We start from the raw sequence: 25,600 nt of genomic DNA on the forward strand, positions 1-25,600 counted from the left end.
TACTATGAAAGAATATCAATTAAAGAATCCATATAATGGTACTGTAGTCAATTCTTATACTCAAGATTCGTCTACTGAAATCAGTTTAAAATTAAAAAAAGCGCTTTCCATAGAAGCATCATGGGCAAGCATGGACATTGCAGATAGGTGTGACCTTTTAACCAATGTTGCTGAGCTGCTTATAGACCGTAAAGAGGATTATGCAGCATTGATGACACAGGAAATGGGCAAACCGTATTCTCAAGGTATTTCAGAAATAGAAAAATGTGCATGGGTGTGTGATTTTTATGCTTTAAATGCTGAAGATTTATTAGCTGATGAAATTATTGAAACAGATGCGGATGAAAGTTTTATAAGTCATGATCCCTTAGGATGTGTTCTTGCTGTTATGCCGTGGAATTATCCGTTTTGGCAAGTATTACGTTTTGCCGCGCCTACATTGACCGCAGGTAATACGGCAATGCTGAAACACGCGCAAAATGTAACTGGATGTTCTTTGGCTATTGAACAGCTATTTTTAGATGCCGGATATCCCGAAGGATGTTTTCAAAGTATAAAGGCCGGTCACGAAGAAATTGAAAATCTTATTGGCAATGATGGTATTAAAGCGGTAACTCTTACCGGAAGCGAAAAAGCTGGAAAATCAATTGCAGCTACCGCAGGATCCAACCTTAAAAAATCGGTTCTAGAACTTGGCGGTAATAACGCTTGCATCGTTTGGGAAGATGCTGATTTAGAAAAGTATATTAAAACCATGGCAACGGCTCGTATGCAAAATACCGGGCAAAGTTGTATTGCAGCAAAACGTTTTATTGTATGTGCCGATATCTATGATGATTTTTTAGCACATTTTACCGAGCAAGTAAAGTCTTTTAAAATTGGCGACCCCATGCAAGAAGATACTTTTATTGGTGTTATGGCTCGTGAAGACCTGGCAGAGGAATTACAAGAACAAGTAGATAAGTCGATAGCGTTAGGCGCAAAGGTTGTTCTTGGCAATGAAAGGGATGGCGCTTATTTTGCCCCTACCATATTAACTGAGGTAACCGCAGAAATGCCCGTTTTCAAAGAAGAAACTTTTGGACCGGTTGCAGCTATTCTTAAAGCAAAAGATAGGGATGAGGCGATTGCCTTGGCCACAAACTCTAGACTAGGACTTGGCAGCATGCTCTTTACAGAAGATATTGATGCTGCAATGAACGTGATATCTAATATACCTGATGGCGCATTTTTTATAAATGATATGGTAAAATCTGACCCAAGACTACCTTTTGGAGGTACTAAGGCATCGGGTTATGGACGAGAATTATCTAGAGAAGGAATATTAGAATTCGTAAACAAAAAAACAGTATACATTAAAAAATAAATATCATGAAAAAAAATAATCAAGAGACAAAATTTGTAAAAGAACCTGAAGAAAACACAAGAGAATTCATCCTTCAGAAGAATAAAAAAACAAAATTAGGGGTAACTATTCTAGTTGCTTTTTTAGTACTTCTTATTGGTGGTATCATCATATCAAACGTGTTTTTTACCAATTAGAGAGGGCAAGATATTGCCAGTATTAACTTAACTATATTTATGATCGACCAACCACTTCAAATTATTGAAGCAAACTATAAAACGATAAAATTCATCAGTTTTACATTCGCATTGCTGTTGCTTTCTTCATGCGCTACGTATATAGAACAGAGCAATGTACAAGAGAACAACTTGCCTGTAGATAAAGAAATTACGTATTCATTCTACATAGCTGGTGGCTTGGGCAATGCTTCGTCTGCACCGAACAATGCTCTTTTAAAACGATTTAAAGAAGAGCTTGACAATGCTTCTGAAAATAGCACATTAGTATTGACCGGTGATAACATTTCGCCCGAAAGCAGTAATTGGAAAGTTGATAGTTTACTTATAAAGCAACAGCTAGACTTTTCATCGGGCTTTAAAGGAGAAACTGTTTTCTTGCCTGGTAATAATGAATGGAAAAGCTACGAGCTAGATAAAATTGAAAGGGTAGAGAATTACCTTAAAGATGTCAATAGAAAAAATACAGCGGTCGTACCCAATAATGGCTGTCCTATTGACCACCAGGTTATCAACGATGATTTAGATTTAATTCTTGTTGATTCTAAGTGGTTTGTGGCAAATTGGTCTAGAATAGAAGGCATTAATAGCAAGTGTACAGATATTATTACCCGCAGACGGTTTATGGAAGAGTTGGAAGGGTATATTGGTGATGGCCAGGGTAAAAATATTGTTATTGCCATGCACCACCCCGTATTTACCAATGGTACTTATGCCGGTAAAACAACGGTAAAAGACCATGCTACCCCATTACCTTTATTGGGCACTGTTAAGAATGCCGTAATGGATCTTGGTGCCTTTGACCCTGAACATGTAAACTCAAGGCGTTACAATTACCTGCGCATTGCTGTAAGCGCTTTGGCACAAGCCAATGACCGAATTACACTAATTTCTGGTCATGAAGAAAGTTTACAATTATTAGAAGGTGGCGGTATTCACCAAATCGTAAGTGGTTCCCTTGGCGAAAAAAGTGCTGCAAAAATGAGCCCAGGTAGGATCACCGCTATAGGTGGTTCTATAGAATATCATGGAGAATATGTGTATGGTGAAAGAGGTTTTGCACGTTTAGACTATTTTAAAGATGGCAGCTCAAAAGTTACTTTCATTTTAGAAAATGAACTCAACTCAAGCAAAACTTTTGATGTTTTGCCTAAAAAAGAAGAAAAAAGAACGTACGACCAATTTGCCGTAAGTGCCGAAGCCACTAAAGAGGCTAAAATATTAGACAACCCAAAAGATTACAACAAAAGTGGATTCTATAAATTTCTATGGGGTGAACGCTACCGTACATATTACGGTCTGCCCGTTGAAGCTCCCATTGTTCAATTAGATACGCTATATAATGGCTTATCGGTTGTTAAAGAAGGTGGAGGGCACCAGTCTTTCTCTCTTCGTTTAGAAGATGAAAAAGGTAAACAATATGCTATGCGCTCGCTTCAAAAAAGTGCATTGAAATTTTTAAAATTTAAGCTGCCCGGTATTTCATACAATACTCAGGATTACCAAGATACATGGGCAGAAAAGGCGATTTCCGATTTCTTTACTACAGCACACCCTTATATGCAATTGGTAATTGATCCGTTAACGGCATCTGTAGATATCAATAATTCTGATACCGATTTGTTTTTTGTACCAAAACAGGATAATCTTAAGGAACATAATGAGAATTTTGGTGACCAACTATATTATATAGAAAGAAGACCATCTGAAGAGCAGGCACATTATAAGGGATACAGAAGAACTATTAACGAAACATCGGGCGAGGTTACAGATTACGAAAGTACTACTGATATGCTCGAGAAGATAAAAAGCGATGAATCTTACTGGGTAGATGAAAGAAGTTTTATAAGAGCCCGTATTTTTGATATGTTGATCGGAGATTGGGACCGTCACCAAGATCAATGGAGATGGATAGAATACGAGAGTCCAGATGGTGAAAAAGAATTTATGCCCGTACCAAGAGATAGGGATAATGCCTTCCCTAGATTTGATGGCAAGGTAATTCCGTTTCTACAATGGTTTGTTCCCGGCACCAGAAATTGGGAATCTTATGATGAGGATGTAGATAATGTGAAATGGTTTAATCTATCCGGTAGCGGTTTAGACAGAACCTTAACTACTGCTCACGGACCAGAAGTTTGGATCGAAGAAGCCAAGGCGATACAAAAAGGTATGACACCTGAGGTTATAGAAAATGCTTTTAACCGTTTACCAAAATCAGTACAAGACGAAACTTCTGAGTATATCAAAAAGAGTCTAAAACAGCGCCTTTTAACATTGCCAGAAACTGCCGAAAATTATGCAACTTACCTCAATAAGATTGTTGCTGTCATTGGTACAGAAAAAGATGATATTTTCACTATGACCCGTATGAAAAACGGAAATACAAAAGTAGAAGTAAAACGAATTTTCACCGATAAAAAGAATGAGCTTATATATTCAAGAACTTTCAATGACAGTCTAACCAAAGAGGTTTGGATCTATGGTTTAGGAGATGACGACAAATTTGTAGTTGAAGGCAATGCAAAGCCTAAAACAAAATTGAGGATTATTGGTGGTTACGGTAAAGACACGTATACAGTTGCCAATAAGAAAAAGGTGAAGTTATATGATTGGGAACATGAGAAAATCAATATTGAAGATTTACAACCCAAGACTTTATTAACGGACAATTACAAAACAAACACCTTCCATTTCAGATATTTTAAACCGAATACCAATGTGTTAGTGCCAAGCCTAGGTTTTAGAACCGATGATGGTATGTTCTTAGGTGCAACAAATACATATACACAACATGGTATTGACGGTAATTCTTTTAGACAGCAACATACGGTAAGTGCAAACTATTATTTTAAATTTAAAGCTGCAGAACTTTCATATTCTGGAATTTATGGAAGTGTTTTCCCTGGATGGAATTTTGAAATGGATGCCTATTTTGCGAATGATCGTTACGTAAGCAACTTCTTTGGGTATGGTAACGAAACCGTAAACAATGAAGATGCCTTAGATCGAGATTATTACAGAGGAAGAATCAGAACTTTTAAAGCAAGTGCCGGGTTGGCATACTATAGCTTACGTATAAAAGGTTTGTTTGAATCATTTAAAGTAGCAGATAATCCTGACCGTCTTTTTACACCCGCAAACTTAGAGGATGATATTTTCGAAAACCAGAATTATGGTGGCGTAGAATTGACTGGTAATTATGATCGTGACGACGCTGGAGATTTTCCTTCAAAAGCTATTTATTTCGGTTTTTCAGCAGGATATAAAATCAATATTAACAACAACTCCAATAAGTTTGGTTATGCCTCATTGAAAGTGGGAATTGATCATAAATTGGAACCCAAGGGGGATCTGGTGTTAAGTACAACCGCGGAGTATAAAGGTCTTTTTGATTATAACGACGTCTATTTTTACCATACCCCATCAATTGGCGGTAATAACGGATTACGAGGATTTAGGGATGAGCGTTTTACAGGTAAGTCTTATTTCTACCAGTCTTCTGACCTAAAATTGAAGCTTAAACGTTACGTTACAGCTGTATCGCCAGTAACCATTGGTATGTATGGCGGCTTTGATTATGGTAGAGTATGGATGCCCAATGAAGGTTCAAACGTATGGCACACCTCACAAGGTGGTGGATTCTGGATCAGTAGCTTAAAAGCACTTACATTTAATGTTGGATATTTCAATTCTAAAGAAAGTAATCTTATTCAAGTAGGTTTTGGATTATCCTTTTAGCGTAAGAGAATTAATTTTGTACTTTTCTAAAGTATTATAAAACCAATATGTCAACAATAGTTTCTAAAGCCGAGGTATTTGCCACTGATCAATTGACCGGCGATATCAACCCGAGATTTCTATATCATAACCTTAGGCATACGCAGCGTGTTGTAGATAGTGCCAAAGAGCTGATCGAAGGTGAAAAAATTGGTAATGAGGAAAGTGAGTTGCTTTTAGTGGCCGCATGGTTTCACGATCTTGGTTATACCATTTCATACACGAATCACGAAGAATATAGTTCTCAATTGGCAAAAGATTTCTTGACCAAGCACCAAATGCCAAAGTCATTTGTTGAGAGGGTGCAAAGCCTTATTATGGCTACGAAGAAAAATTATGAGCCTGATAGCGAATTAGAAAAAATAATAAGAGATGCCGACTCCTCTCATTTTCACGTAAAGAATTTTACCGCAACTACAGAGCTGTTACGAGAAGAGCTTTCTCTTATGGGCAGGCAAAACAGTTCTTCGACAGAATGGCGAGAAGAAAACATTACACTTTTACGTACAAGACATCGATTTTATACTGATTATGCCATTGAAAATTGGCAAAAAGGAAAAGATAAGAATGTAAAGAGGCTCATTAAGGCAAGAAAGAAGAACAATGAGCTTATTAAAAAAGAGAGCTTAAAAGCAAAATATAAAGGAGAGTTACCAGATAGGGGAATACAAACTTTATATAGGGTTACCTTACAAAATCACTTAAAACTCAGTGATATTGCCGATACCAAAGCGAATATTTTACTTTCGGTAAATGCTATAATTATATCTATGGCATTGGCAAATCTGGTTCCCAAATTAGATAATCCATCAAACGATTACCTATTTTATCCTACGTTCCTGTTCATTGTTTTTAGTGTGGTTTCTATGGTCATGTCTATTATTGCAACAAAACCCAATATTACCACTGGGCAGTTTACAGAAGAAGAAGTGACGACTAAAAAGGTTAACCTATTGTTCTTTGGAAATTTTCATAAAATGAAGTTGGAGCAGTATAATTGGGCAATGAACGAGCTTATAAAAGACAAAGATTATATCTACAGTTCATTGACAAAAGATCTTTATTTTTTGGGTGTTGTATTGGAAAGAAAGTACAGAATTCTACGTTGGACCTACACCGTTTTTATGGTAGGTATGATTATTTCAGTAATTGTATTTGGTATAGCACTGAAATTCTACGGGCCAGAAAGAGTCTTGGAACTCCCTGTAATGCAGCCGTAATCGAAATTTTAAAACTTGATAGCTGGTTTACACTCCAAATGTCATTAGTCCTACACACAATAATATACCTATTGCGGCAATTACTATGGTGAATTTTAATGCCTTTGCCAAAACTGGCTCTTTATTTTGATTATTTATATTTACCCTGGTCATGAGGGGTGGTCTATTTAAGATTACACCACAAAATTATGCCTAAACAGAGTATGGTTTTGACTTCATAGCTGAATTTATTACCTCCATTACAACTTCATTAACATATTGACACATAGTTAGATACCATATTTCTTTAATTTGCATTTAGCTCATTTGAATCATAGCTTCTTTAAACCTTGACTTGGGGGCCGCACACATTTGGCACTCATACGCATCATCAATATCTTCAAATTTGGTTCCTGCAGGGATATTAAAGGCATCATCGCCGAAAGTGGCATCGTAAACCGTTAAGCAATCTTGACACTGATACAAAGACTGGGTAGCATCCACAATTTCAACACTAGTCTTTTCTTCATTATCATCTACGCGACCTAATTGATCAAAGTACATTTTACTTAACTCCATTAAAAGACCAGGTAATTCAATTTTATCTATGTCTTGAGCATAGGTAATGTACTTTTGACTATTAGGGTCAAAATGCTCGAAATGTAATACGTTGTACGTTGGGCGTACTTCAAATTCTTTAACAATGGTGGGCAAACTGTTCTTTTCAATAATCACCGAGGCAAAGTGCGAACGTTTACCCACTTCATTGCTTATACCAAAGGTAAGACCGTAGGTACTAATATCATTTTGATCAAAGCTACGTACCAAATATTTTTTTAATTCCAGCGCCTCACCATCATCAATAGGCACATGCCAATTCATCTCTAGTTGAGAGTGCCTTACATTAATACCTTTTTTACCTAGAAACCGTTCAAGCTCTGGTCTGCTAGATTTTTTTATTCCCTTTACCACAAATGATTTCCATGGGGTAATACATATTTTACCTATACTGTTATCCAAGCAAAAGCCACAAAATTCTTTTAAGAAAGAAAGGTCATATTTGTTGTTTCTCCAATAGAGACCCAACCAGTACAAATCTGACCCTAAACGGTTCATACCTTCATAATACGGAAAGGTTTGAAAAGGAACCTTTAATTCCTTCTCCATAGTCTTATTATTGGTCTCCAAGTTTTTGTTCATGATGAAAAAAAGCTCGTCTATATCTGAGATATCTTCATATATTTCTTCAATCTGTTTGGAGATAGAATTGATATCCCAACTATAAATTAGAACAGGATAAAATGCCGATGAATTCCAATGTGGTAATTTTATATTCAGATACCAATAATCTTCTTGTTCAGAGGCTATAAAATTAAGGTTACCACTAAAAATTGGCACCAATCGTTGTTTGGGATCAGTAATATTGATTTTAAGCTTGGGAAGAAAATCAAATCCCTCTAAAATATAGAGATAAGTAGACCCCTTTAACCAATGGGTCATATCAAAAATATCTGCCGAAACATAAGAACTTACGATATTCTGATACGAGCGATTGCCAATAATATCGGTATTAAATTTTGAGATACTTTCTAGCTGCTCTTCTTTAGCATCCTTCAGCGGGAACAAAATATCTTGCCGTGATCCAAAATTTACACTTGTTAGTCCCGCAGCTTCTAACATGGTAATAATATCCTTCAATTCACCCGGAGAGGTAACACCTCCTTTTATTAATATTCTATGCAGATCATCGTTCATAATGTGCTCTTTTAGTTTGCCAATACCAGCTGTTTCTTTAATAAATCTTTTATTTCGGGCTTACAACTACCACAACCCAGACCTGCCCCGGTTTCTGAACATAATTTATTGAAGTCTGAACATCCGCCGTTTATGGCATCAATTACATTTCCTTCTCCCACCTGACTACAAGAACAAACCAACTTGCCTTTTAAAGGCACCGAGGTGGAAGCACCACGCAACAATTCGTCTCGTTTTTCAGAGAGTTCAATTTCTTCTTCTATTAGCCTTTTAAACTCTGCAAACTCATTTTTATCACCCATTAAAATGGCTCCTTTAAGAGTATCGTCCTTTACAATGCATTTCTTGTAAAAGCGCTTACTTACATCCATTAAAATAATTTCTTCGTAAGATGAATCGCCAATTGGTGAATTCACCATACCTATACTGCAGAGATCAAGATTTTCAAATTTTAATATGTTCATTAAAACCGAACCATTGTAAATACTACTAAAGTCTCCCAGTATAAAATTGGCTGCAATATCTGCCTGTTGTTCTGCAGCTGAGGTAATGCCAAAAAGTGCATTTTTAAACTCGGCTATTTCTCCCAAAGCAAATATAGAAGGATCACTGCTTTGCAAGTATGAATTGACCACAACACCTCTTCTTGTTTTAATCCCCGTAGGCTTTGCCAATTCAATATTTGGTCTTGTACCTATGGCATATACAATTGCATTACACTGAATGGTACGCCCTGTTTTAAGGTTTACCAATAAGCTATGTTTTTGTTCTTTATCTTCAAAAACGGTACTTACTTCATTATCAAAATATAGATTAATACCGCGTTCCATAACATCTTCTGCCAACAAACGACTAGCCACACTATCTAGTTGACGCTCCATTAATCGTGGTGCACGTTGAATAATACTGATGTTTATGTTGATTTTCTTTAAAGCTGCCGCAAGCTCCAATCCTAGAAGCCCGCCACCAACAATAACCACATTCTGGTCTTTTGCCTGCAATCCGGTCTCTAACAGATATTTTCTAAGTTTATCTGCATCGCCTCTTTCACGCATGGTAAAACGACCCGGTAATTTTATTTGTACATCACTTGGTATAAAGGCTCTACTACCTGTTGCCATAATCAGCAAATCGTAGGTATGCTCTTTTCCGTCCGAACCTAAAACCGTTTTATTCTCCGCATTAATATTATCGATACCAATACCCGAATGTAAATGCACATCTAACTTTTGTAGCTCACCATCTTTTAGCTTCTCTAAAGCTTCCCATGAGAGTTCATCACTTACATACTCCGGTAACAATACACGGTTATAAAAAGGATCTTTCTCCTTGGAAAATACATGAAGTTCATCTATGCTATTCTTTTCTCTATACGATTGTATAAAACGGTAAGCCGCAGCTCCAGCACCAATAACAACAATCTTCTGTTTTTCTTTTACAAACTTTGTGACCTCAACGGCACAGTACTTAAAATCTGGCTCTTTAGAAACCGGATCAACCAAATCATTGGTCAAGTTATTTGCCCTACCAAAATCATTATTTAATACTTTACCCCAATGCATTGGTAAAAAAACAACCGATTCTCTAATATCATAATTAAGCTGCACTTTTACCTGTACTTGCCCTCTTCTACTTTTTACTACCGCAATATCACCTTCCCTAATTTTACGTAAATAGGCATCTACCGCGTTCATTTCTAAATATGGTTGGGGTATATGGGTCAATAACCTCTTCACCTTACCGGTTTTGGTTCTGGTATGCCATTGATCACGAACTCGCCCAGAATTCAATATCAGCGGATAATCACTACTTGTTTCTTCAGATTTATTGTATAGGGTAGTAGGAGCATTAAAATGTGCCTTTTTATCGTCGGTCAAAAATTTACGATCTGTAAATAACCTTGGTGTTCCTTTATGTGTTTTATGCGGTACCGGCCATTGAAAACTACCTTCGTTAATTAACCTTTCATAGGACAGCCCAGAAATATCTATATCTGTGCCTTTGGTCAATAAACAATGTTCGTCATAAACCTCACTGCTATTATTGTAGTCAAAGCCGCTATAACCCATGGCTTGTGCAAAACGCCAAATAATTTCGGCATCTGGCAGTGCTTCACCGGGAGCATCTATCACTTTAGGCAAGTGACTTATACGCCTTTCTGAATTGGTCATGGTACCTTCTTTCTCTAACCAACCTGCTGCAGGTAATAATAAATCGGCAAATTTTGTGGTCTCTGAGTTATGTGATATATCTTGTACTACTACGAATTTTGACTTTTTCAATGCTCTTTCTACTTTGTTAGAATTGGGCATACTTACCGCTGGGTTAGTACAAACGATCCAAACTGCTTTTAGCTTTCCTTCATCTAATGCATCGAACATTTCTGTTGCCGTGTACCCTGGTTCGGCTTGTATTTCTCCGCCTCCCCAAAAATCCGAGACTTCTTTTCTATGTGCTGGATTACCTAAGTTTTTATGTGCAGCCAATAAACTTGCCATACCACCAACTTCTCTGCCGCCCATAGCATTTGGCTGACCTGTTAATGAAAATGGTCCTGATCCTGGCTTACCTATTTGACCTGTTAATAAGGATAGGTTTAATAGCGATACATTTTTAGCAACACCTATAACACTTTGGTTCAGCCCCATGGTCCACATACTTATGAACTTTTTGGCGTTACCTATATATTCTGCCGCCTTACGAATATCACCAACAGGAATATCGCATTTTTTAGCAGCTTCTTTAAGAGATAAACTATAAGCCATTTCTTTACAAGCTTCAAAATTGGCAGTGTGCTTTTTAATGAAAGTACTATCTATTTTTCTTTTTTCAATTAATCTACGTGCAATGGCATTGAATAGAATTACATCTGTACCCGGTAATATCTGCAAATGTAAATCTGCGCCGGCACAAGTCTGTGTCTTACGTGGATCTACTACAATTATCTTTACATTCGGATTTTCTTCTTTATGTTTTTCCAATCTTCTATATAAGATAGGATGGCACCATGCCGGGTTTGCTCCTGCAATTAAAAAACAATCTGCCAGTTCTATATCTTCATATGAAATGGGAACGGAGTCTTCACCCAGGGTTTTCTTATACCCTACCACGGCAGAACTCATGCATAGCCTAGAATTGGTATCTATATTATTGGTACCAATAAATCCTTTTGTCAATTTATTGATAAGGTAGTACTCTTCCGTTAAGCACTGACCAGACACATAAAACCCTACACTATCTGGACCATGTTTGGCAATAATGCTTTTAAATACTGCAGCGGCACGCTCAAAAGCGGCATCCCAAGAAACACGTTGCAATGGATGATTTCTGCTCCATTTCATTTCTGGATACAGAATTCTATCTGTAGTATCTTGAGCTACGTAGTTTAGGTTACGCCCTTTTGTACAGAGCATGCCTTTATTAGACGGATAATCTGGATTACCATCTACCGAAATAGTTCCTTTTGCATCAACATCTACAAGTATACCGCAGCCTACACCGCAATAGGAACATATTGTTTTATGAGTTTTATTACTGTTCATTTTATCAATGATAAAGAATGGTTCAGAAGTATACTGCAAATTATAAAAAGTACGTATAAATACGTACTTTTTTATCGTAAATGTTTTGGATTAAATCGAGTGATCCGCAATTTTGACAAGCAGACACTGAGAATTGATCAATAAATGGGAAAGTGAGGTGTTGAAATGTTAAAGTGAAATACGCGTAAAAGATAACATTAGCTAAAGATTTTTCCTGCAGATGTTCTTAGGCTTTACACTTTCGATATGAGTTATTTGAAGTAAAACCTTCTTAGATAAGATTATGCTTCTGCGACTTTTTAGAAAGATCAATAAGGTTTTTTACATCCATCTTACGCATTAAATTAAAACGGTGCGTTTCTATAGTACGCTTGCTGTTTTGAAGTTTCTCTGATATTTGTTGATTGGTTAATCCTGACAACACCAATTCCAATACCTTTAATTCTTTATTGGTCAAATCAAAGACATTATCACCTGTTTTGCGCGGCGCTTCTTCTTTTACTTCTTCTTTTTTGGCTCCCAATAAGTTATTTACCAAAACATTACTTATATCTCCACTAAAGTATTTACCGCCTTCTCTTACGGTATGGATTGCCTTTATAAACTCTGATTTATCAGTGTCTTTTAACAAATACCCATTGGCACCCGAACTGATGGATTTTAAGATATATTCCTCAGAATCATGCATAGAGAGTATAATGGTCTTTACCTCTGATTTGCTCTTGGTCAATTCTGCCACGGCATCTATACCATTCATTACAGGCATTCTAATATCTATGATTAAAATATCTGGAGATACTTTGCCTACCAGCTCAATAGCTTCTTTTCCGTTGGCTGCCTCACCGATTACTTCTAAATCAGATTCCGATTCCAATAAAGAACGAATTCCGTCCCTAACCAAAGCGTGATCATCTGCTAATACTATCCTCGTTGTTTCACTCAAAATATAGGTAATTATACGTAACATGCTAAATTACGCAATATTTTAAAAATAAAAATACGGTCCATACAACCATAGCTGTATAGACCGCATAACTAACTACTTACTTTATAAAACTACTCTTTCTTTGTGTTCAAAAACTGAGGTTTGATCGTTAATTGAACCCAAGCCCAATTTTGACTGCTTGCCGCTAAGTCATCTGTAATTCCCTTAAGCTCATACATACCATCTGCAGCGAACATTTGAGAATACCCAATTGCCAGACCGTAACCCTTGAATTTCTTTGCAAATACCAAATCTATTTCCGTACCCAATGATTTTTCACCACTTGCTAATTCTTGTTCTCCACTAAAGTTCAATACTTTAACCAGTAAGCTTGATTGCTTGCCTAAATCGAATTTCGCACTTGCATGAATATCAAAAAGACCCACTGAATTAGCATGGTTACCTACGTAGAAATAATCCATGAATCCGTTAAACTTATGGTTGGTTCCGTATAAAGGAAAGAAAGCCCCAGTTTCACCTGCATCACCATCATTACCGCTGATTACTTCCGTACCCAAACCTAAGGCTACTTTAGGGCTAGCTTTATAACCTAGCTCCAGGCCTAATAAATACGCCCCTTTAACATCTAACTCACCTTGTCTTTCGCCGGTTTGTATAAATAAATTAGCCATTGCATTAAACTTACCAGACTTATAGCCTAAGTGAGTTCCAATAGTCTGTAAGCTACTTATACCATCTGCATCGCCATTAACATCAAAATTCTGAAATCCATTGTTCAAGATCAATAAGCTACCTGAAAATTTTTCTCCTTGCTGCTTGGCATATAAGTATTGCATGGTTTTATATGTAAAGAACCCAGATGTATTGTAAGCCGTACCTACAGATTGAAACCCTGTTGGGTTATCAAAATCTTGACTGAAAGCCAAACCTATATCCATCATGAATTTATTTTTCTTATACTTTAAAAGCCCCGCATCATGGTTTCTACCTTGTTGCGCCCAGTCTAAGCCACCAAATATTCTTTGATCGTCATAAGATATTACTTGACGCCCTAATTTGGTAGACCAGCCTTTGCCTAAATTAATATTAGCCCATGCTTCAAATACAGCAAAAGAATCATTCTGATCATCTGGTAAAATTTGTCTGTTCTCTCCCCAAACCATTACATCTTGTAAGCTTAGGTAAAATTGATACGCCTCAGATTCATACTTTGCATTTAATCGAGCTCGTGTAGAAATGGCGAAACCAGCATCTGCGGCATCTGGTATTAAATTACCAAAACCATGTCTGTATTCTGTTCTTGGTCTAAACTGCCCGTCTAACGTAAATTGTGCATAAATGCCATTTGCGGTTAGAAACAATAGTGTAATGATTAGATATTGCTTTTTCATAATCGTAATTTTTAATGTTTGATTGAGTTATTTGTTAGTGTTCTAAGAAGTCTATTAAATGTTTTCTGTAGGTGTAATAATCATCGTTTTCCAAAACGGATTTTCTAGTCCTTGGTCTTTCAAAATCTATGGAAAGAATATCCCCTATTTTAGCTTTAGGTCCACTGGTCATCATTACCACACGATCTGCCAAAAAGATGGCTTCATCCACATCATGCGTAATCATGACTGCGGTAATTTTTTCTTTGTTCCAGATTTCTATTAAAATATCTTGCAGTTCTCCACGGGTCAAAGAATCTAGCATCCCAAACGGCTCGTCTAACAACAATACTTTTGGCTTAATGGCAAAAGCACGTGCTATACCTACACGTTGTTGCATACCTTGCGAAAGTTCAGATGCTTTTTTATAAAATGCGTCTTCCAAGCCTACTTTGTGCAAGTAATATTTTGCAACATCTTGACGTTGTGTTTTGGTTGCACTTGGAAAAACTTGATTTACTCCTAGCAATACATTATCCAAAGCGGTCATCCAAGGCATTAGACTTGGAGATTGAAAAATGACACCCCTATCTGGACCGGGACCTTTTACCGGGTTGCCCAAAACCGATATATTACCTCCAGAGATTTCATTAAGACCAGCAATCATAGAAAGCATCGTTGTTTTTCCACAACCTGAATGCCCAATAATGGTTACAAACTCTTCTTTTAAGATTTTCAGGTTCAAATCTTCAAGTACCACATAATCGCCCTTTGGGGTAGGATAGACCTTTTTCAAATTCGCAAGATCCAGCATTACATTATCAGGGTAGACAATACCATTCTCTGAATACACTTCGTTAGATTGTTGTGTCATGTTCATATTCTTTTTCTTTAGGCTACAAAGCTTTTAGGAGTAAGCTCCGGTAATTTATATTCTACCTCTGATACTGTTTTTCTCTCATCGCCAATATCCATTAGATATTCTATGATGGCATTTCTGGTTTTCTTGTATACAGGATTATCGTTCATTGCCGTTTTATCCCTTGGTCTTTCAATGTCGATTTTAAACTCTGGTCCCAACGTTGCATTTGGTCCTGGCTTTAGAGGAATAATCCGATCTGCCATATAAATACCTTCATCGACATCATTGGTAATCAATAAAGCAGTACGCTTATCTTGACTCCAGATATTCAAAATTTCATCTTGTAAATTTCCACGGGTCAAAGCATCCAAAGCACCTAGAGGTTCATCCATTATGATCATTTCCGGATTCATGGCCAGCGCGCGGGCTACCGCAACTCTTTGACGCATACCACCAGATAATTCTTTAGGTCTTTTATTGATTGCAGGACTTAAACTTACCATAGCCACATACGCTCTTACCCTTTCCATCAACACTTTTTTACTTTCTTTTGGAAAAGCCTCTTTTACGGCCATGTAAATATTTTGCCCAACGGTAAGCCAAGGTAAAAGCGAATAGTTTTGAAAAATTACACCACGCTCATGGCTGGTATCAGTAACTGGAACTCCTTTAAAAAGAACCTCACCGCTTGTGGGTTGTAGAAGACCATTTATAAGATTTACCAAAGTGGTTTTTCCACTTCCGGTAAAGCCGACAATAGCTACAAACTCACCTTCATCCATAGTAAGGTTTATGTTAGAAAGTACCTCTGTACTGTTCTCACCCTCACCATAGGTTTTGTATATATTATTTAGTTCTAAGTATGCCATGTTCTATCTTTTGAAAGCGTTATGCCATTTCGTTTTTATTGAAGGAAACCATATTCTGTACGGCAAGCATTAGTCTATCTAACAAGAAACCAATGATACCGATGACGAACATTGCTACAATAATTTTTGCGTTTGAGTCATTGGCTCCGTTTTGAAATTCTTCCCATACGAAAAGACCTAAACCTTGACTTTGTGCTAAAAGCTCAATAGCAATTAATACCATCCACGCCACAGAAAGTGTAATACGTAGCCCTGTAAAAATCAATGGTAATGAAGAAGGTAAAATTACCTTGAACACTTTTTGAAAAGTACCCAGTTTCAATACTTTGGCAACATTGATATAATCTTTATCTACCGATGCCACGCCCATTGCCGTATTAACCAATGTTGCCCACATGGCACAAAAACCAACACTTATAAAGGAGATAACAAAAGCATTATCAGAACTGTCACCTATATACAAGGTTTTTACAATCATGAAAACCAACAAATACCATACTACAGGAGATACAGGTTTAAAAATTTGAATGAACCAATTGAAGGCACTACGTAATGACGGACTTAACCCTATAACTATACCAATAGGCACTGCAATAAGTAATGCTAATAGAAAACCAGCAAATACTGTTTTTATACTAGTAAGAACGATATCTATAAATGACGCTCTACCCGTATAAACAATTGGGTCTTTACCCGCTGCGATCATCTTTTCATTGGTAGCGGCCATTTTCTCTGCAAAAGCAGCTTTGTCAGCACTAATTACATGGTGATCCGCTACTAAAGATTTTAAAGAAGCCCATACTTGAGTAGGAGAAGGCAATGTATTTGGTTGACAACTGCTGTCACCAGATTCTATACATGCGCGTTCTGCCGCTGCCGCTTCTTCTCCTCTTTCCGTTAAGGCTTTTTCAATTTTATAGTCCGCTTCTTTATTGTATAAGGCTTTAGAACCCATGTGCCATAACCCTAAAAACAATAATATGGATAGTAGTGTTATACCAGTATTTTTTAAGGATTTCATAATACCATCCTTTTTTATGCTTGGTGTAAGTTTTGCAAGTATCTGCTTGAAATTTGTAGACATACTCTTTTCCTTTTTTAAGACCATTTCCTGTTCCATAATATCTAGTTTAGGGTCAATGAATTGCTTTAATTATTTCTTGTCTTTGTTACCAATTGAGAAACTGTTGATATACCCAATTGGGTCTTTGGCATCATAACTGGTTCCATCTATAAAATCTGAAGTGGCAGCTTTGTAACCATCCGTATCAGGAACATCTGCTGCAGGAATCTGTCCTTCAGCTACTAATAAATCAGCTGCTTTTTTCCAGATATCTGGACGGTAAATATCCTTAATTGTAGATGCATACCAATCTGAAGATTTAGCCTCAGGAATCTGTCCCCATCTACGCATTTGAGTTAAGAACCAAATACCGTCAGAATAGAATGGATATGTTGCATTGTACTTATAGAATACATTGAAATCTGGCATTTCTCGCTTGTCTCCTTTTTCAAATTCAAATGTTCCTGTCATAGAATTAGCCAATACTTCTTTTGGCGCACCTACGTATTGAGACATGGATAATATTTCTACCGCTTCGTCTCTGTTTGTTGGTTCATCTAACCACTTACCAGCTCTGATCAATGCTTTTGTTACCGCTATGGCAGTATTAGGGTTTTGCTCTACAAATTGCTTTGTCATTACAAATACTTTTTCAGGATTATTTTTCCAGATATCATAGTTTGTAGTAACCGGTACACCAATACCTTTAAAAACCGCTTGTTGGTTCCAAGGTTCACCTACACAGTATCCGTAAATAGTACCAGACTCCAATGTAGCTGGCATTTGTGGCGGTGGCGTTACAGAAAGTAAAACCTCGGCATCTATTTGCCCTTGTACATTATCAGCTGTATACATACCTGGGTGAATACCTGCTGCAGCTAACCAATAACGCAATTCGTAATTATGGGTAGATACCGGGAAAACCATTCCCATTTTAAAAGGTTTCCCTTCATTTTTATAAGATGTAATTACCGGTTTTAAAGCATCTGCTTTAATTGGGTGAATTGGCTTACCATCAGAATCTGCAGGTACATTTGGTTTCATTTTTGACCAAACATCATTAGATACGGTAATTCCGTTACCATTTAAATCCATTGAAAACGGAGTAACCAATTCTGCCTGTCTACCAAATCCTGCTCCTGCAGCAATTGGCTGACCTGCCAACATATGTGATCCGTCTAATTGACCGTCAATTACACGGTCTAAAACATTTTTCCAGTTAGATTGTGCTTCTACAGAAACAAAAAGTCCTTCCTCTTCAAAAAATCCTTTTTCTTTAGCAATAGCCAAAGGGGCCATATCCGTCAGTTTGATAAAGCCAAATGTTAACTGTGGCTTTTCAATATCTAGCACTTTAGTTTTGGAAGCTACAGCTTCTTCAGAAACCGCTTCGGTTTTCTTAGATTTTGTATCTCCACACGCCGTAAATACCAAGGCGAGGGAAAGGGTTAAAATAGATGAAGTGAAAATGTTTTTCATAATCTTATTATTTAGTGTTCTACGTATTAATACTTATTTCTACAAATATATACGTAACAGCATTTCTCGTTAATGATATAAACGATGTTTAAACCTCTTTTTATAACACATTAAAACATATTAATCAACCATATTAAAAACTGCCAAAAGACAGTCTATTACAAATAATACCCTGAAAAACAATTAATTACAATTAATAAAAGGCATGGTGTTAACTACGTAAATAGAAGTATGAAATAAGTACGTACTATTAGCTGTCTAGATAGAAATTATGCTCTGATATTTCTTTTTTAAGCAATTCAATATTAGAAATACCAACTCTTTTGCCTTTGGTAAGTAATAACCCTTCTTTTTTAAGGATAGAGAACATTCTAATGACTTGTTCTTCTGTAGTACCCGCATAGTCTGCGTACTCTCGTCTACTTAATAATAGGGAAGAAAATCCGTTGGTTTGCCCAAACTTACGATTGATATATAATAAGGTATCTATGACACGTTCCCTTACTGTCATTTGGGATAAAGATTTTACTCGGATTTCACTGCGATTAAGCTCATTCGCATAAAACAGCATAAAATCATAGGTTAGACTAGGTGTCTCCCTTAATGTTTCTTGAAGTAATTCTTTTGAGAAATAACACAGTGTACAATCTACTAATGCAATGGCACTTATGGGGTAGGTCTCTTCTGTACCAAAACCTCTATGTCCAATAATTTCACCTGGTACTGCAAAACGTACAATCTGTTCTTTACCGTGAAGTCCGGTTCTTAATACTTTTACTTTGCCGCTTAATAAAAAAAACAGCCCGGTAACGGAAGCACCTTCCATGATGAACTGTTGCCCTTTTTTACATTTAATTTCTTTTCTTGCTTGAACTAATTTTTCAATATTAGAAGAATGAATATTCTTTTGAATCAGGCATTTTTTATTGGTACAAATACCACAGGCACTATCAAGTAGTTCTGAATTTTCAGAAGAAAACTTTGATATGTTTGTTGTGCCTGTGCGCATAGATATATTTATTTATATAGTACTTGTAGATAATTTAACTACTGGAGTTTCAGATTTTTTCAATTCTTCCTTTACCTGTTTCTCATCTTCTGCAGAGAATTTAATAGCCAATGTTGTCAATGCGGTAACAATTACAAATCCGCCAATAATAAAGTAACCGCTAGAAACTGCTCCTGATGCGGCTGCGGATTGTGCCGCCTTCATAGCTTCTTCTCCTAAATTTGCATTCGCTGCCAAAGCGTTGGTTTCTGCCAATGCCGATTTAGACTTTAATAAAAGTGCCGCTAAAAAAGCACCTACATTACCGCCGGCACCAACAATACCTGATATGGAACCAATTGCTTTTTTGTTTATAAATGGCACTACTGAGAAAGTTGCCCCTTCTGCCATTTGTACCGTTAAACTAAAGGCTATCAAAAACACAATACCCATTGCAAAACTAGTAGCCATAGAAAATGTTGAAAGCATAATACCTTCAAGCGCCAAAATTACGGTCAAGAAAAGCACTCTTCCGCGCAATCCTTTTAATCTACCAAAACGATCCCCAAAAAAACCACCCAAGGTTCTTGCAAAAATGTTCATGAGTGCAAATGACAGTACCAGATTACCTGCAGTGGATCTTGTTAATCCGAATGTGTTTTGCAAATAATCATCCATTGTACCATAAACAGTAAGCTCCATTCCAAAAGATGCTGCGTACACAATGAAAAGGATCCACACTCTATAATCTTTCAATACACTTACAAATGATTCTTCATCTTTTTTAAGCTTCGGCATTTTGCCTGCTTCCTTCAATTCTTTAAAGTTTCCCTCAGGAGTATCTTGCGTAAAAAAGTAATACACAACACCCATTATCATGGCAATAACACCAGCGATAATCATAGAATATCTCCAGGCAATTTCATCGGCAACCCCAAAACTTACCACCGCAGCAGCAATTAATGGCATACCCAGACGATTGGCACCACCACCTAAATTTCCCCATCCAGCAGAAGTAGCATTGGCAGTACCCACTATATTAGGGGCGAACATAATAGAAGTATGAAACTGTGTAATTACAAACGACGCACCAATAAATCCTATAAACAATCTACATATTAAAAATTGCGTAGGTGTTTGAACAAATCCGATCAGAATTACGGGAATGGCCCCTAAAATCAACAAATAGGTATAACATAATCTAGGGCCATATTTATCACAAAGCTTACCAATTAATAGTCTAGCAAAAACGGTTCCCGTAACCGCCAAAATAATGGAGTTCCATTTTTGATCCGGAGTTAATCCTAAATCTCTAACCACATCTGGCATAAAAGGAACGATACCAAACCATGCAAAAAAGCATATAAAGAATGCTATTGATGTAATCCAGAAAGTACGTATGGGCATACTTTTTAAATCAGTTAACTTTAAAGTTGTGGATTTTTGAGATTGATTTTCCATGATATCTTCGTTTCGTTAGTAAATCTATACAAACCTACTATAAATAATACGTAATTATACGTAGTTTTATAAAATATTACAGATTACTACGTATTATTGCCGATAATCAGAATTAATCTTGCATTAATTGTTCTATTCGGATTTTTAGCCGCCGAATAATCCATAATATTCAGTTTTATAGTTTTACAACTATTCGAATTGGTTATATATTACAAAGCAATTCGACATTTAAAATCGGATTTCGAATCAAATAGCGTCATGCAAAATACGCTGTACTTCTTCTTCAAAAAAAGATGGATGATCAGCAACTACATCTCCAATTACGATAATACCGTGCATATTAGGATCTATAGATAATTGGTGTTGATGAATAGTCTCTAAGGTTGCCACCACACACCGCTCATTTTTGGTTGTTCCATTTTGTATTACGGCAACGGGAGTCATTATACCCCTGTATTTACTAACCTCATCCACTATTTCACTTAGTTTTCGTATACCCATCAATATGACCATTGTTGTAGATGATTTAGCGGCATATTGCAAATCTTGAGAGAATGTACCATCTTTTTTAGTGGCGGTCATTACCCAAAAACTACTGCTTACCCCTCTTTTAGTCATAGGTATTCCTTGACTAGATGGTACGGCAATTGAACTTGAGATTCCCGGTATTATACTTACAGGAATACCAAAGGCCTCTACATATTCTATCTCTTCGTTTGCCCTACCAAAAACAAATGGATCTCCGCCTTTTAATCTAACTACATGTCCGTATTCAAACGCATATTTGACTATCAATTCATTGATCTCATCTTGAGTATGAGAGTGTTTTCCACATCTTTTACCCGTATATATCTTTGGAATATCAGTACGTAGTTCAGACAACAGCTCATCACTAATTAATGCATCGTACAATATAACATCCGCTTCAATCAAAACTCTTAAACCCCTTACTGTTATTAGGTCTTTGGCTCCAGGACCTGCCCCCACCAAACTTACTTTTGCCGTTTTCTCCAATTCCATCTTCATAGTATTTAGCATTATTAATTATCGATTCTTCAACAAGAATACGTAATTATTTTCATAAAATCATTAATTATATACGTATTTATACGTAATATTGCTAAGTAGCTAAATAATACGGTATGAAAACTATAATTGTTGTCGGTAATGGAATGGTAGGGTACAAATTTTGTGAGAAGTTTGTAGCGAAAGAAGAAAGCAAACAATTTAAACTTATTGTTTTTGGTGAAGAGCCAAGGCCTGCGTATGACAGAGTTCACCTAAGCGAATTTTTCGAAAATCAAGATGCTAAAGCTTTAGAAATGGCTCCGGCAGAATGGTACACAGAAAATGGTATAGATCTTATCGTAGATGAACGCGTATCGGACATCGATAGAACTAATAAAACCATAACTACAGCCAAAGACAGAGCGTTTTCTTATGACTATCTGGTTTTAGCAACAGGGTCATCTGCTTTTGTACCTCCTATTAAAGGTGTTGAAAAAGAAGGTGTTTTTGTATACAGAACTATTGAAGATTTAGAAGGCATGTTGGCGTACGCAGCTAAAATAAAAGCAAAGAACCCAAATGCAAAAGCTGCAGTTCTAGGTGGTGGACTTCTGGGTCTAGAGGCAGGTAAGGCGGTTATGGATATGGGTCTGGAACCACATATTGTAGAGTTCGCACCTAAATTAATGCCAAGACAGTTAGATTCTAGAAGTAGTCAGGTATTACAATTGAAACTGGAATCTATTGGTTTAAACATTCATTTAAGCAAAGCAACCAATCAAATTCTTGGGGATGACGGATACATTACAGGAATGGAGTTTGGAGAAGATGATGTTCTAGATGTTGACATGTTAGTGGTTTCTGCAGGAATTCGCCCAAGGGATGAACTAGGAAAAAATTCGGGATTAGAGGTTGGTGTTCGTGGTGGTATCATTGTGGACAACAAAATGCAAACATCTGATAGCAATATATATGCTATAGGCGAAATTGCTCTTTACAATCAAATGATATATGGATTAGTAGCTCCTGGTTATGATATGGCAGGAGTTGCTGTAGACCAAATTCTAGGGGAAGAAACGCTAATGCCAGCCAATATCGACATGTCTACCAAATTAAAGCTTATTGGAGTTGATGTTGCAAGTTTCGGTGAGCCATTTATGCCAGCATCTAAAGGACATTCTATTATTTTTGAAAACAAAACACAACACCTTTATAAAAGAATAAATGTAAGCCTTGACGGTAAAACATTATTAGGTGGTATTCTAGTTGGTGATGCATCAGATTATAGCATGCTGCACCAAATATTTTTAAATGGAATGGTTATTCCTGAGGATCCTGCTCAATTAATTTTACCTGCTGGTGAAGGTGGAGGTTCTTTTGGTGATGTTATGGATTTACCAGATGAAGCACAAATATGCTCTTGTGAAAATGTTACCAAAGGACAAATTTGCGGTACTATTGAGAGTGGTGAATCTAAAGACCTTGCCGATGTGGTTAGTTGTACTAAAGCAGGTACGGGTTGTGGTGGATGTAAGCCCATGGTCAAAGACCTTACCGAGGCTACTCTAAAATCTTTAGGTATAGAAGTTAAAGATACAGTTTGTGAACATTTTGATTTAAACAGACAAGATTTATACAAAATAATACAAGTAAAAGGATATAAAACTTTTAATGAAGTATTAGATAACCACGGAAACGGTGGTCATGGTTGCGAATTATGTAAACCAGTTGTAGCATCATTAATGGCGAGTATAAATGCTGATACGGCAAATAAAGAATATGCTATACAAGATTCTAATGATCGATTCTTAGCTAACATTCAGCGTAACGGTACCTACTCTGTTGTACCGCGGGTTCCTGGTGGAGAAATTACACCAGATAAGCTAATTGCTCTTGGAGAAATTGCTAAGAAATATGATTTATATACCAAAGTAACTGGTGGTGTTCGTATCGATTTATTTGGAGCTACCTTAAACCAATTACCGTTAATCTGGAAAGATTTAATAGACCATGGTTTTGAAAGCGGACACGCTTACGGGAAATCTTTACGTACAGTAAAAACTTGTGTGGGTTCTACTTGGTGTCGTTACGGTATGGATGAAAGTGTAAGTTTTGGTATTGAATTGGAAAATAGATACCGAGGAATACGTGCTCCACACAAAATTAAAGGTGGTGTTTCTGGTTGTATTCGTGAATGTGCCGAAGCTCGTGGAAAAGATTTTGGTTTAATTGCTGTTGAAGGTGGTTGGAACTTATACCTTGGAGGTAATGGTGGCGCTACACCAAGACATGCTGAGTTATTTGCAGAGCAAATAGATAATGAAACCGTAATTAAATATATTGACCGTTACCTAATGTTATACATGCGTACTGCAAAACCATTGCAAAGAACAGCAGCATGGCAAGAACGTTTAGAAGGTGGACTTAATTATTTAAAAGAAGTAATTATAGATGATAAATTAGGGATTGCAGAGGACTTAGAAAATGAAATGCAAACACTAGTTAATAAGTTTGAGTGCGAATGGACACAAGCTATTAACGACCCAGAAATGATGAAGCGTTTTAATCACTTTGTAAATAGTGAAGAAGAAGATGACAACTTAGTTTTTGTTCCATTAAGAGAACAAAAAATGCCAGAAAAATGGGTCTAATTTAGTTTTAAACAACCAATTTCTAAATTTTAAATAATGAATATAATTTCCGATAAATATAAAACAGTAAAACCAGAGGAAGTAACCGTTTGGTTTAAAGCAGCACCAGTTACTGCGTTTCCAAAAGATGGAGGTGCTTGTGTAAAATATAAAGATTTACAAATTGCTGTATTTAATTTTGAACGACTAAATACATGGTACGCTTGCCAAAACCTTTCTCCTGAAAAACAAGAAATGGTTTTAAGCAGAGGTATGATTGGTGACCATAAGGGTATACCAATGGTAGCCTGTCCGTTACACAAAAAGACATTTTCATTGGAAAATGGTGAAAATTTAAATAGTGATTTGGACCCAATAGCAGTATATCCTATTAAAATAGAAGATGATTTTGTGTATGTTGGCTTTTCTGAATAGCTTTGAGTAAACATATGACTTATGGCCAACACAGATAGATTACTACGAGCATTTCAACAATTTGACGAAGCCAATAAGCAAGATCCCAACACCGAAGTTTTTGAAGGTACTACATACCCTAAAGAAGTGCTTTACGGTATTCGCATGACCGAGCGCTTGAACGAGTTTGACCCTAAAGCTTCTGAAGCTTTACGCCTTACTGCAAGATGCCAACATATCTGTAGATGGGAAATACCACGAGAGTCTTATGAAATGAACCGTGAGGGCTACTTAAGATGGCGCCAAGAATTAAAGAAATTTCATGCAAAGAAAGCTGCCTCTATTTTAGAAGATGTGGGCTATGATGATGAAACCATTGATAATGTCAAGTTTCTTTTAGAGAAAAAACAGCTGAAGAAAAACGAAGAAACACAAGCATTGGAAGATGTCATCTGTTTGGTATTCTTAGAGTTTTACTTTGAGCCTTTTGCACATAAACATGAAGAAGACAAAACCATAGATATCCTTCAAAAAACATGGAGAAAAATGTCTATTAAGGGCCAAGAGGCCGCATTAAAATTACCGCTTTCAAAATATTCTCTAGATTTGATTACCAAGGCACTTCACGCCTAATTACTAGTTACTATTCATTT

19 protein-coding genes are annotated in these 25,600 nt (G+C 36.7%); 7 read left to right on the top strand and 12 right to left on the bottom strand.

Annotation, left to right across the window (positions count from 1 at the left end; genetic code table 11):
• Positions 1 to 4: 4 nt before the first annotated feature.
• The 4 genes from P177_RS00415 to P177_RS00425 are packed head-to-tail and all read left to right on the top strand — an operon-like array spanning position 5 to position 6,581.
• Positions 5 to 1,366: an NAD-dependent succinate-semialdehyde dehydrogenase gene (locus P177_RS00415; protein ID WP_036150685.1), complete on the top strand. Its 1,362-nt coding sequence runs from the start codon at positions 5 to 7 to the stop codon at positions 1,364 to 1,366.
• A 5-nt stretch (positions 1,367 to 1,371) separates the two neighbouring features.
• Complete coding sequence (locus P177_RS19980) at positions 1,372 to 1,542, top strand: hypothetical protein (RefSeq protein ID WP_157486398.1); 171 nt, start codon at positions 1,372 to 1,374, stop codon at positions 1,540 to 1,542.
• 39 nt (positions 1,543 to 1,581) lie between these two features.
• The gene (locus P177_RS00420) at positions 1,582 to 5,322 is read left to right on the top strand and encodes a ShlB/FhaC/HecB family hemolysin secretion/activation protein (protein WP_051941656.1); all 3,741 of its coding nucleotides are present in this window, start codon (positions 1,582 to 1,584) and stop codon (positions 5,320 to 5,322) included.
• 47 nt (positions 5,323 to 5,369) lie between these two features.
• Positions 5,370 to 6,581, top strand: a complete 1,212-nt coding sequence (locus P177_RS00425) for a Pycsar system effector family protein (RefSeq protein WP_036150688.1) — start codon at positions 5,370 to 5,372, stop codon at positions 6,579 to 6,581.
• A 27-nt stretch (positions 6,582 to 6,608) separates the two neighbouring features.
• Here P177_RS00425 and P177_RS20445 read toward each other — a convergent pair whose 3' ends face one another.
• From P177_RS20445 to cobA, 12 genes are all read right to left on the bottom strand, one after another.
• Positions 6,609 to 6,734, bottom strand: coding sequence for a hypothetical protein (locus P177_RS20445; protein ID WP_262493296.1), 126 nt, complete (start codon positions 6,732 to 6,734; stop codon positions 6,609 to 6,611).
• Positions 6,735 to 6,878: 144 nt separating this feature from the next.
• Positions 6,879 to 8,315 carry a rubredoxin gene (locus tag P177_RS00430; RefSeq protein ID WP_036150691.1) on the bottom strand — a complete coding sequence of 479 codons (1,437 nt, stop codon included), beginning with the start codon at positions 8,313 to 8,315 and terminating at the stop codon, positions 6,879 to 6,881.
• A gap of 11 nt (positions 8,316 to 8,326) precedes the next feature.
• A complete protein-coding gene (locus P177_RS00435; RefSeq protein WP_036150694.1) occupies positions 8,327 to 11,857 on the bottom strand; it encodes a nitrate reductase in 3,531 nt (1,176 codons plus the stop codon).
• Positions 11,858 to 12,128: 271 nt separating this feature from the next.
• Positions 12,129 to 12,824: a response regulator transcription factor gene (locus tag P177_RS00440; RefSeq protein WP_051941657.1), complete on the bottom strand. Its 696-nt coding sequence runs from the start codon at positions 12,822 to 12,824 to the stop codon at positions 12,129 to 12,131.
• Positions 12,825 to 12,913: 89 nt separating this feature from the next.
• Entirely contained in the window at positions 12,914 to 14,194 is a 1,281-nt protein-coding gene (locus P177_RS00445) for an alginate export family protein (RefSeq protein ID WP_036150697.1), read from the bottom strand.
• Positions 14,195 to 14,228: 34 nt separating this feature from the next.
• Positions 14,229 to 15,047: an ABC transporter ATP-binding protein gene (locus P177_RS00450; protein WP_157486618.1), complete on the bottom strand. Its 819-nt coding sequence runs from the start codon at positions 15,045 to 15,047 to the stop codon at positions 14,229 to 14,231.
• A gap of 17 nt (positions 15,048 to 15,064) precedes the next feature.
• Positions 15,065 to 15,904, bottom strand: coding sequence for an ABC transporter ATP-binding protein (locus tag P177_RS00455; RefSeq protein WP_036150703.1), 840 nt, complete (start codon positions 15,902 to 15,904; stop codon positions 15,065 to 15,067).
• A 19-nt stretch (positions 15,905 to 15,923) separates the two neighbouring features.
• A complete protein-coding gene (locus tag P177_RS00460; protein WP_036150706.1) occupies positions 15,924 to 17,024 on the bottom strand; it encodes an ABC transporter permease in 1,101 nt (366 codons plus the stop codon).
• A gap of 33 nt (positions 17,025 to 17,057) precedes the next feature.
• On the bottom strand, positions 17,058 to 18,446 hold the full coding sequence (locus P177_RS00465; protein WP_036150709.1) for a CmpA/NrtA family ABC transporter substrate-binding protein: 1,389 nt from the start codon (positions 18,444 to 18,446) through the stop codon (positions 17,058 to 17,060).
• 250 nt (positions 18,447 to 18,696) lie between these two features.
• Positions 18,697 to 19,455, bottom strand: coding sequence for a Crp/Fnr family transcriptional regulator (locus P177_RS00470; RefSeq protein WP_051941658.1), 759 nt, complete (start codon positions 19,453 to 19,455; stop codon positions 18,697 to 18,699).
• Positions 19,456 to 19,467: 12 nt separating this feature from the next.
• Positions 19,468 to 20,895 (bottom strand): NarK family nitrate/nitrite MFS transporter, encoded by a 1,428-nt coding sequence (locus P177_RS00475; RefSeq protein ID WP_036150711.1) that lies wholly within the window; start codon positions 20,893 to 20,895, stop codon positions 19,468 to 19,470.
• Positions 20,896 to 21,141: 246 nt separating this feature from the next.
• Positions 21,142 to 21,915, bottom strand: coding sequence for a uroporphyrinogen-III C-methyltransferase (cobA, locus tag P177_RS00480; protein ID WP_245232985.1), 774 nt, complete (start codon positions 21,913 to 21,915; stop codon positions 21,142 to 21,144).
• A 122-nt stretch (positions 21,916 to 22,037) separates the two neighbouring features.
• On the opposite strand from cobA, the gene nirB reads away from it, so the two are divergent.
• Genes nirB through P177_RS00495 form a run of 3 tightly spaced genes read left to right on the top strand, consistent with a single transcriptional unit; the run spans position 22,038 to position 25,580 of the window.
• On the top strand, positions 22,038 to 24,554 hold the full coding sequence (gene nirB, locus P177_RS00485) for a nitrite reductase large subunit NirB (RefSeq protein WP_036150713.1): 2,517 nt from the start codon (positions 22,038 to 22,040) through the stop codon (positions 24,552 to 24,554).
• 36 nt (positions 24,555 to 24,590) lie between these two features.
• Positions 24,591 to 24,968 carry a nitrite reductase small subunit NirD gene (gene nirD, locus P177_RS00490; RefSeq protein WP_036150715.1) on the top strand — a complete coding sequence of 126 codons (378 nt, stop codon included), beginning with the start codon at positions 24,591 to 24,593 and terminating at the stop codon, positions 24,966 to 24,968.
• Positions 24,969 to 24,989: 21 nt separating this feature from the next.
• Positions 24,990 to 25,580 carry a DUF4202 domain-containing protein gene (locus tag P177_RS00495; RefSeq protein ID WP_036150718.1) on the top strand — a complete coding sequence of 197 codons (591 nt, stop codon included), beginning with the start codon at positions 24,990 to 24,992 and terminating at the stop codon, positions 25,578 to 25,580.
• Positions 25,581 to 25,600 lie beyond the last annotated feature (20 nt).

This window comes from Maribacter forsetii DSM 18668 (genome assembly GCF_000744105.1).
Taxonomy (GTDB): Bacteria; Bacteroidota; Bacteroidia; order Flavobacteriales; family Flavobacteriaceae; genus Maribacter; species Maribacter forsetii.

Excerpts from the sequence above, each read along its gene's own strand:
- P177_RS00415 (WP_036150685.1), top strand. The coding sequence starts at position 5 with ATGAAAGAATATCAATTAAAGAATCCATATAATGGTACTGTAGTCAAT.
- P177_RS19980 (WP_157486398.1), top strand. The coding sequence starts at position 1,372 with ATGAAAAAAAATAATCAAGAGACAAAATTTGTAAAAGAACCTGAAGAA.
- P177_RS00420 (WP_051941656.1), top strand. The coding sequence starts at position 1,582 with ATGATCGACCAACCACTTCAAATTATTGAAGCAAACTATAAAACGATA.
- P177_RS00425 (WP_036150688.1), top strand. The coding sequence starts at position 5,370 with ATGTCAACAATAGTTTCTAAAGCCGAGGTATTTGCCACTGATCAATTG.
- P177_RS20445 (WP_262493296.1), bottom strand. The coding sequence starts at position 6,734 with ATGACCAGGGTAAATATAAATAATCAAAATAAAGAGCCAGTTTTGGCA.
- P177_RS00430 (WP_036150691.1), bottom strand. The coding sequence starts at position 8,315 with ATGAACGATGATCTGCATAGAATATTAATAAAAGGAGGTGTTACCTCT.
- P177_RS00435 (WP_036150694.1), bottom strand. The coding sequence starts at position 11,857 with ATGAACAGTAATAAAACTCATAAAACAATATGTTCCTATTGCGGTGTA.
- P177_RS00440 (WP_051941657.1), bottom strand. The coding sequence starts at position 12,824 with ATGTTACGTATAATTACCTATATTTTGAGTGAAACAACGAGGATAGTA.
- P177_RS00445 (WP_036150697.1), bottom strand. The coding sequence starts at position 14,194 with ATGAAAAAGCAATATCTAATCATTACACTATTGTTTCTAACCGCAAAT.
- P177_RS00450 (WP_157486618.1), bottom strand. The coding sequence starts at position 15,047 with ATGACACAACAATCTAACGAAGTGTATTCAGAGAATGGTATTGTCTAC.
- P177_RS00455 (WP_036150703.1), bottom strand. The coding sequence starts at position 15,904 with ATGGCATACTTAGAACTAAATAATATATACAAAACCTATGGTGAGGGT.
- P177_RS00460 (WP_036150706.1), bottom strand. The coding sequence starts at position 17,024 with ATGGAACAGGAAATGGTCTTAAAAAAGGAAAAGAGTATGTCTACAAAT.
- P177_RS00465 (WP_036150709.1), bottom strand. The coding sequence starts at position 18,446 with ATGAAAAACATTTTCACTTCATCTATTTTAACCCTTTCCCTCGCCTTG.
- P177_RS00470 (WP_051941658.1), bottom strand. The coding sequence starts at position 19,455 with ATGCGCACAGGCACAACAAACATATCAAAGTTTTCTTCTGAAAATTCA.
- P177_RS00475 (WP_036150711.1), bottom strand. The coding sequence starts at position 20,895 with ATGGAAAATCAATCTCAAAAATCCACAACTTTAAAGTTAACTGATTTA.
- cobA (WP_245232985.1), bottom strand. The coding sequence starts at position 21,915 with ATGGAATTGGAGAAAACGGCAAAAGTAAGTTTGGTGGGGGCAGGTCCT.
- nirB (WP_036150713.1), top strand. The coding sequence starts at position 22,038 with ATGAAAACTATAATTGTTGTCGGTAATGGAATGGTAGGGTACAAATTT.
- nirD (WP_036150715.1), top strand. The coding sequence starts at position 24,591 with ATGAATATAATTTCCGATAAATATAAAACAGTAAAACCAGAGGAAGTA.
- P177_RS00495 (WP_036150718.1), top strand. The coding sequence starts at position 24,990 with ATGGCCAACACAGATAGATTACTACGAGCATTTCAACAATTTGACGAA.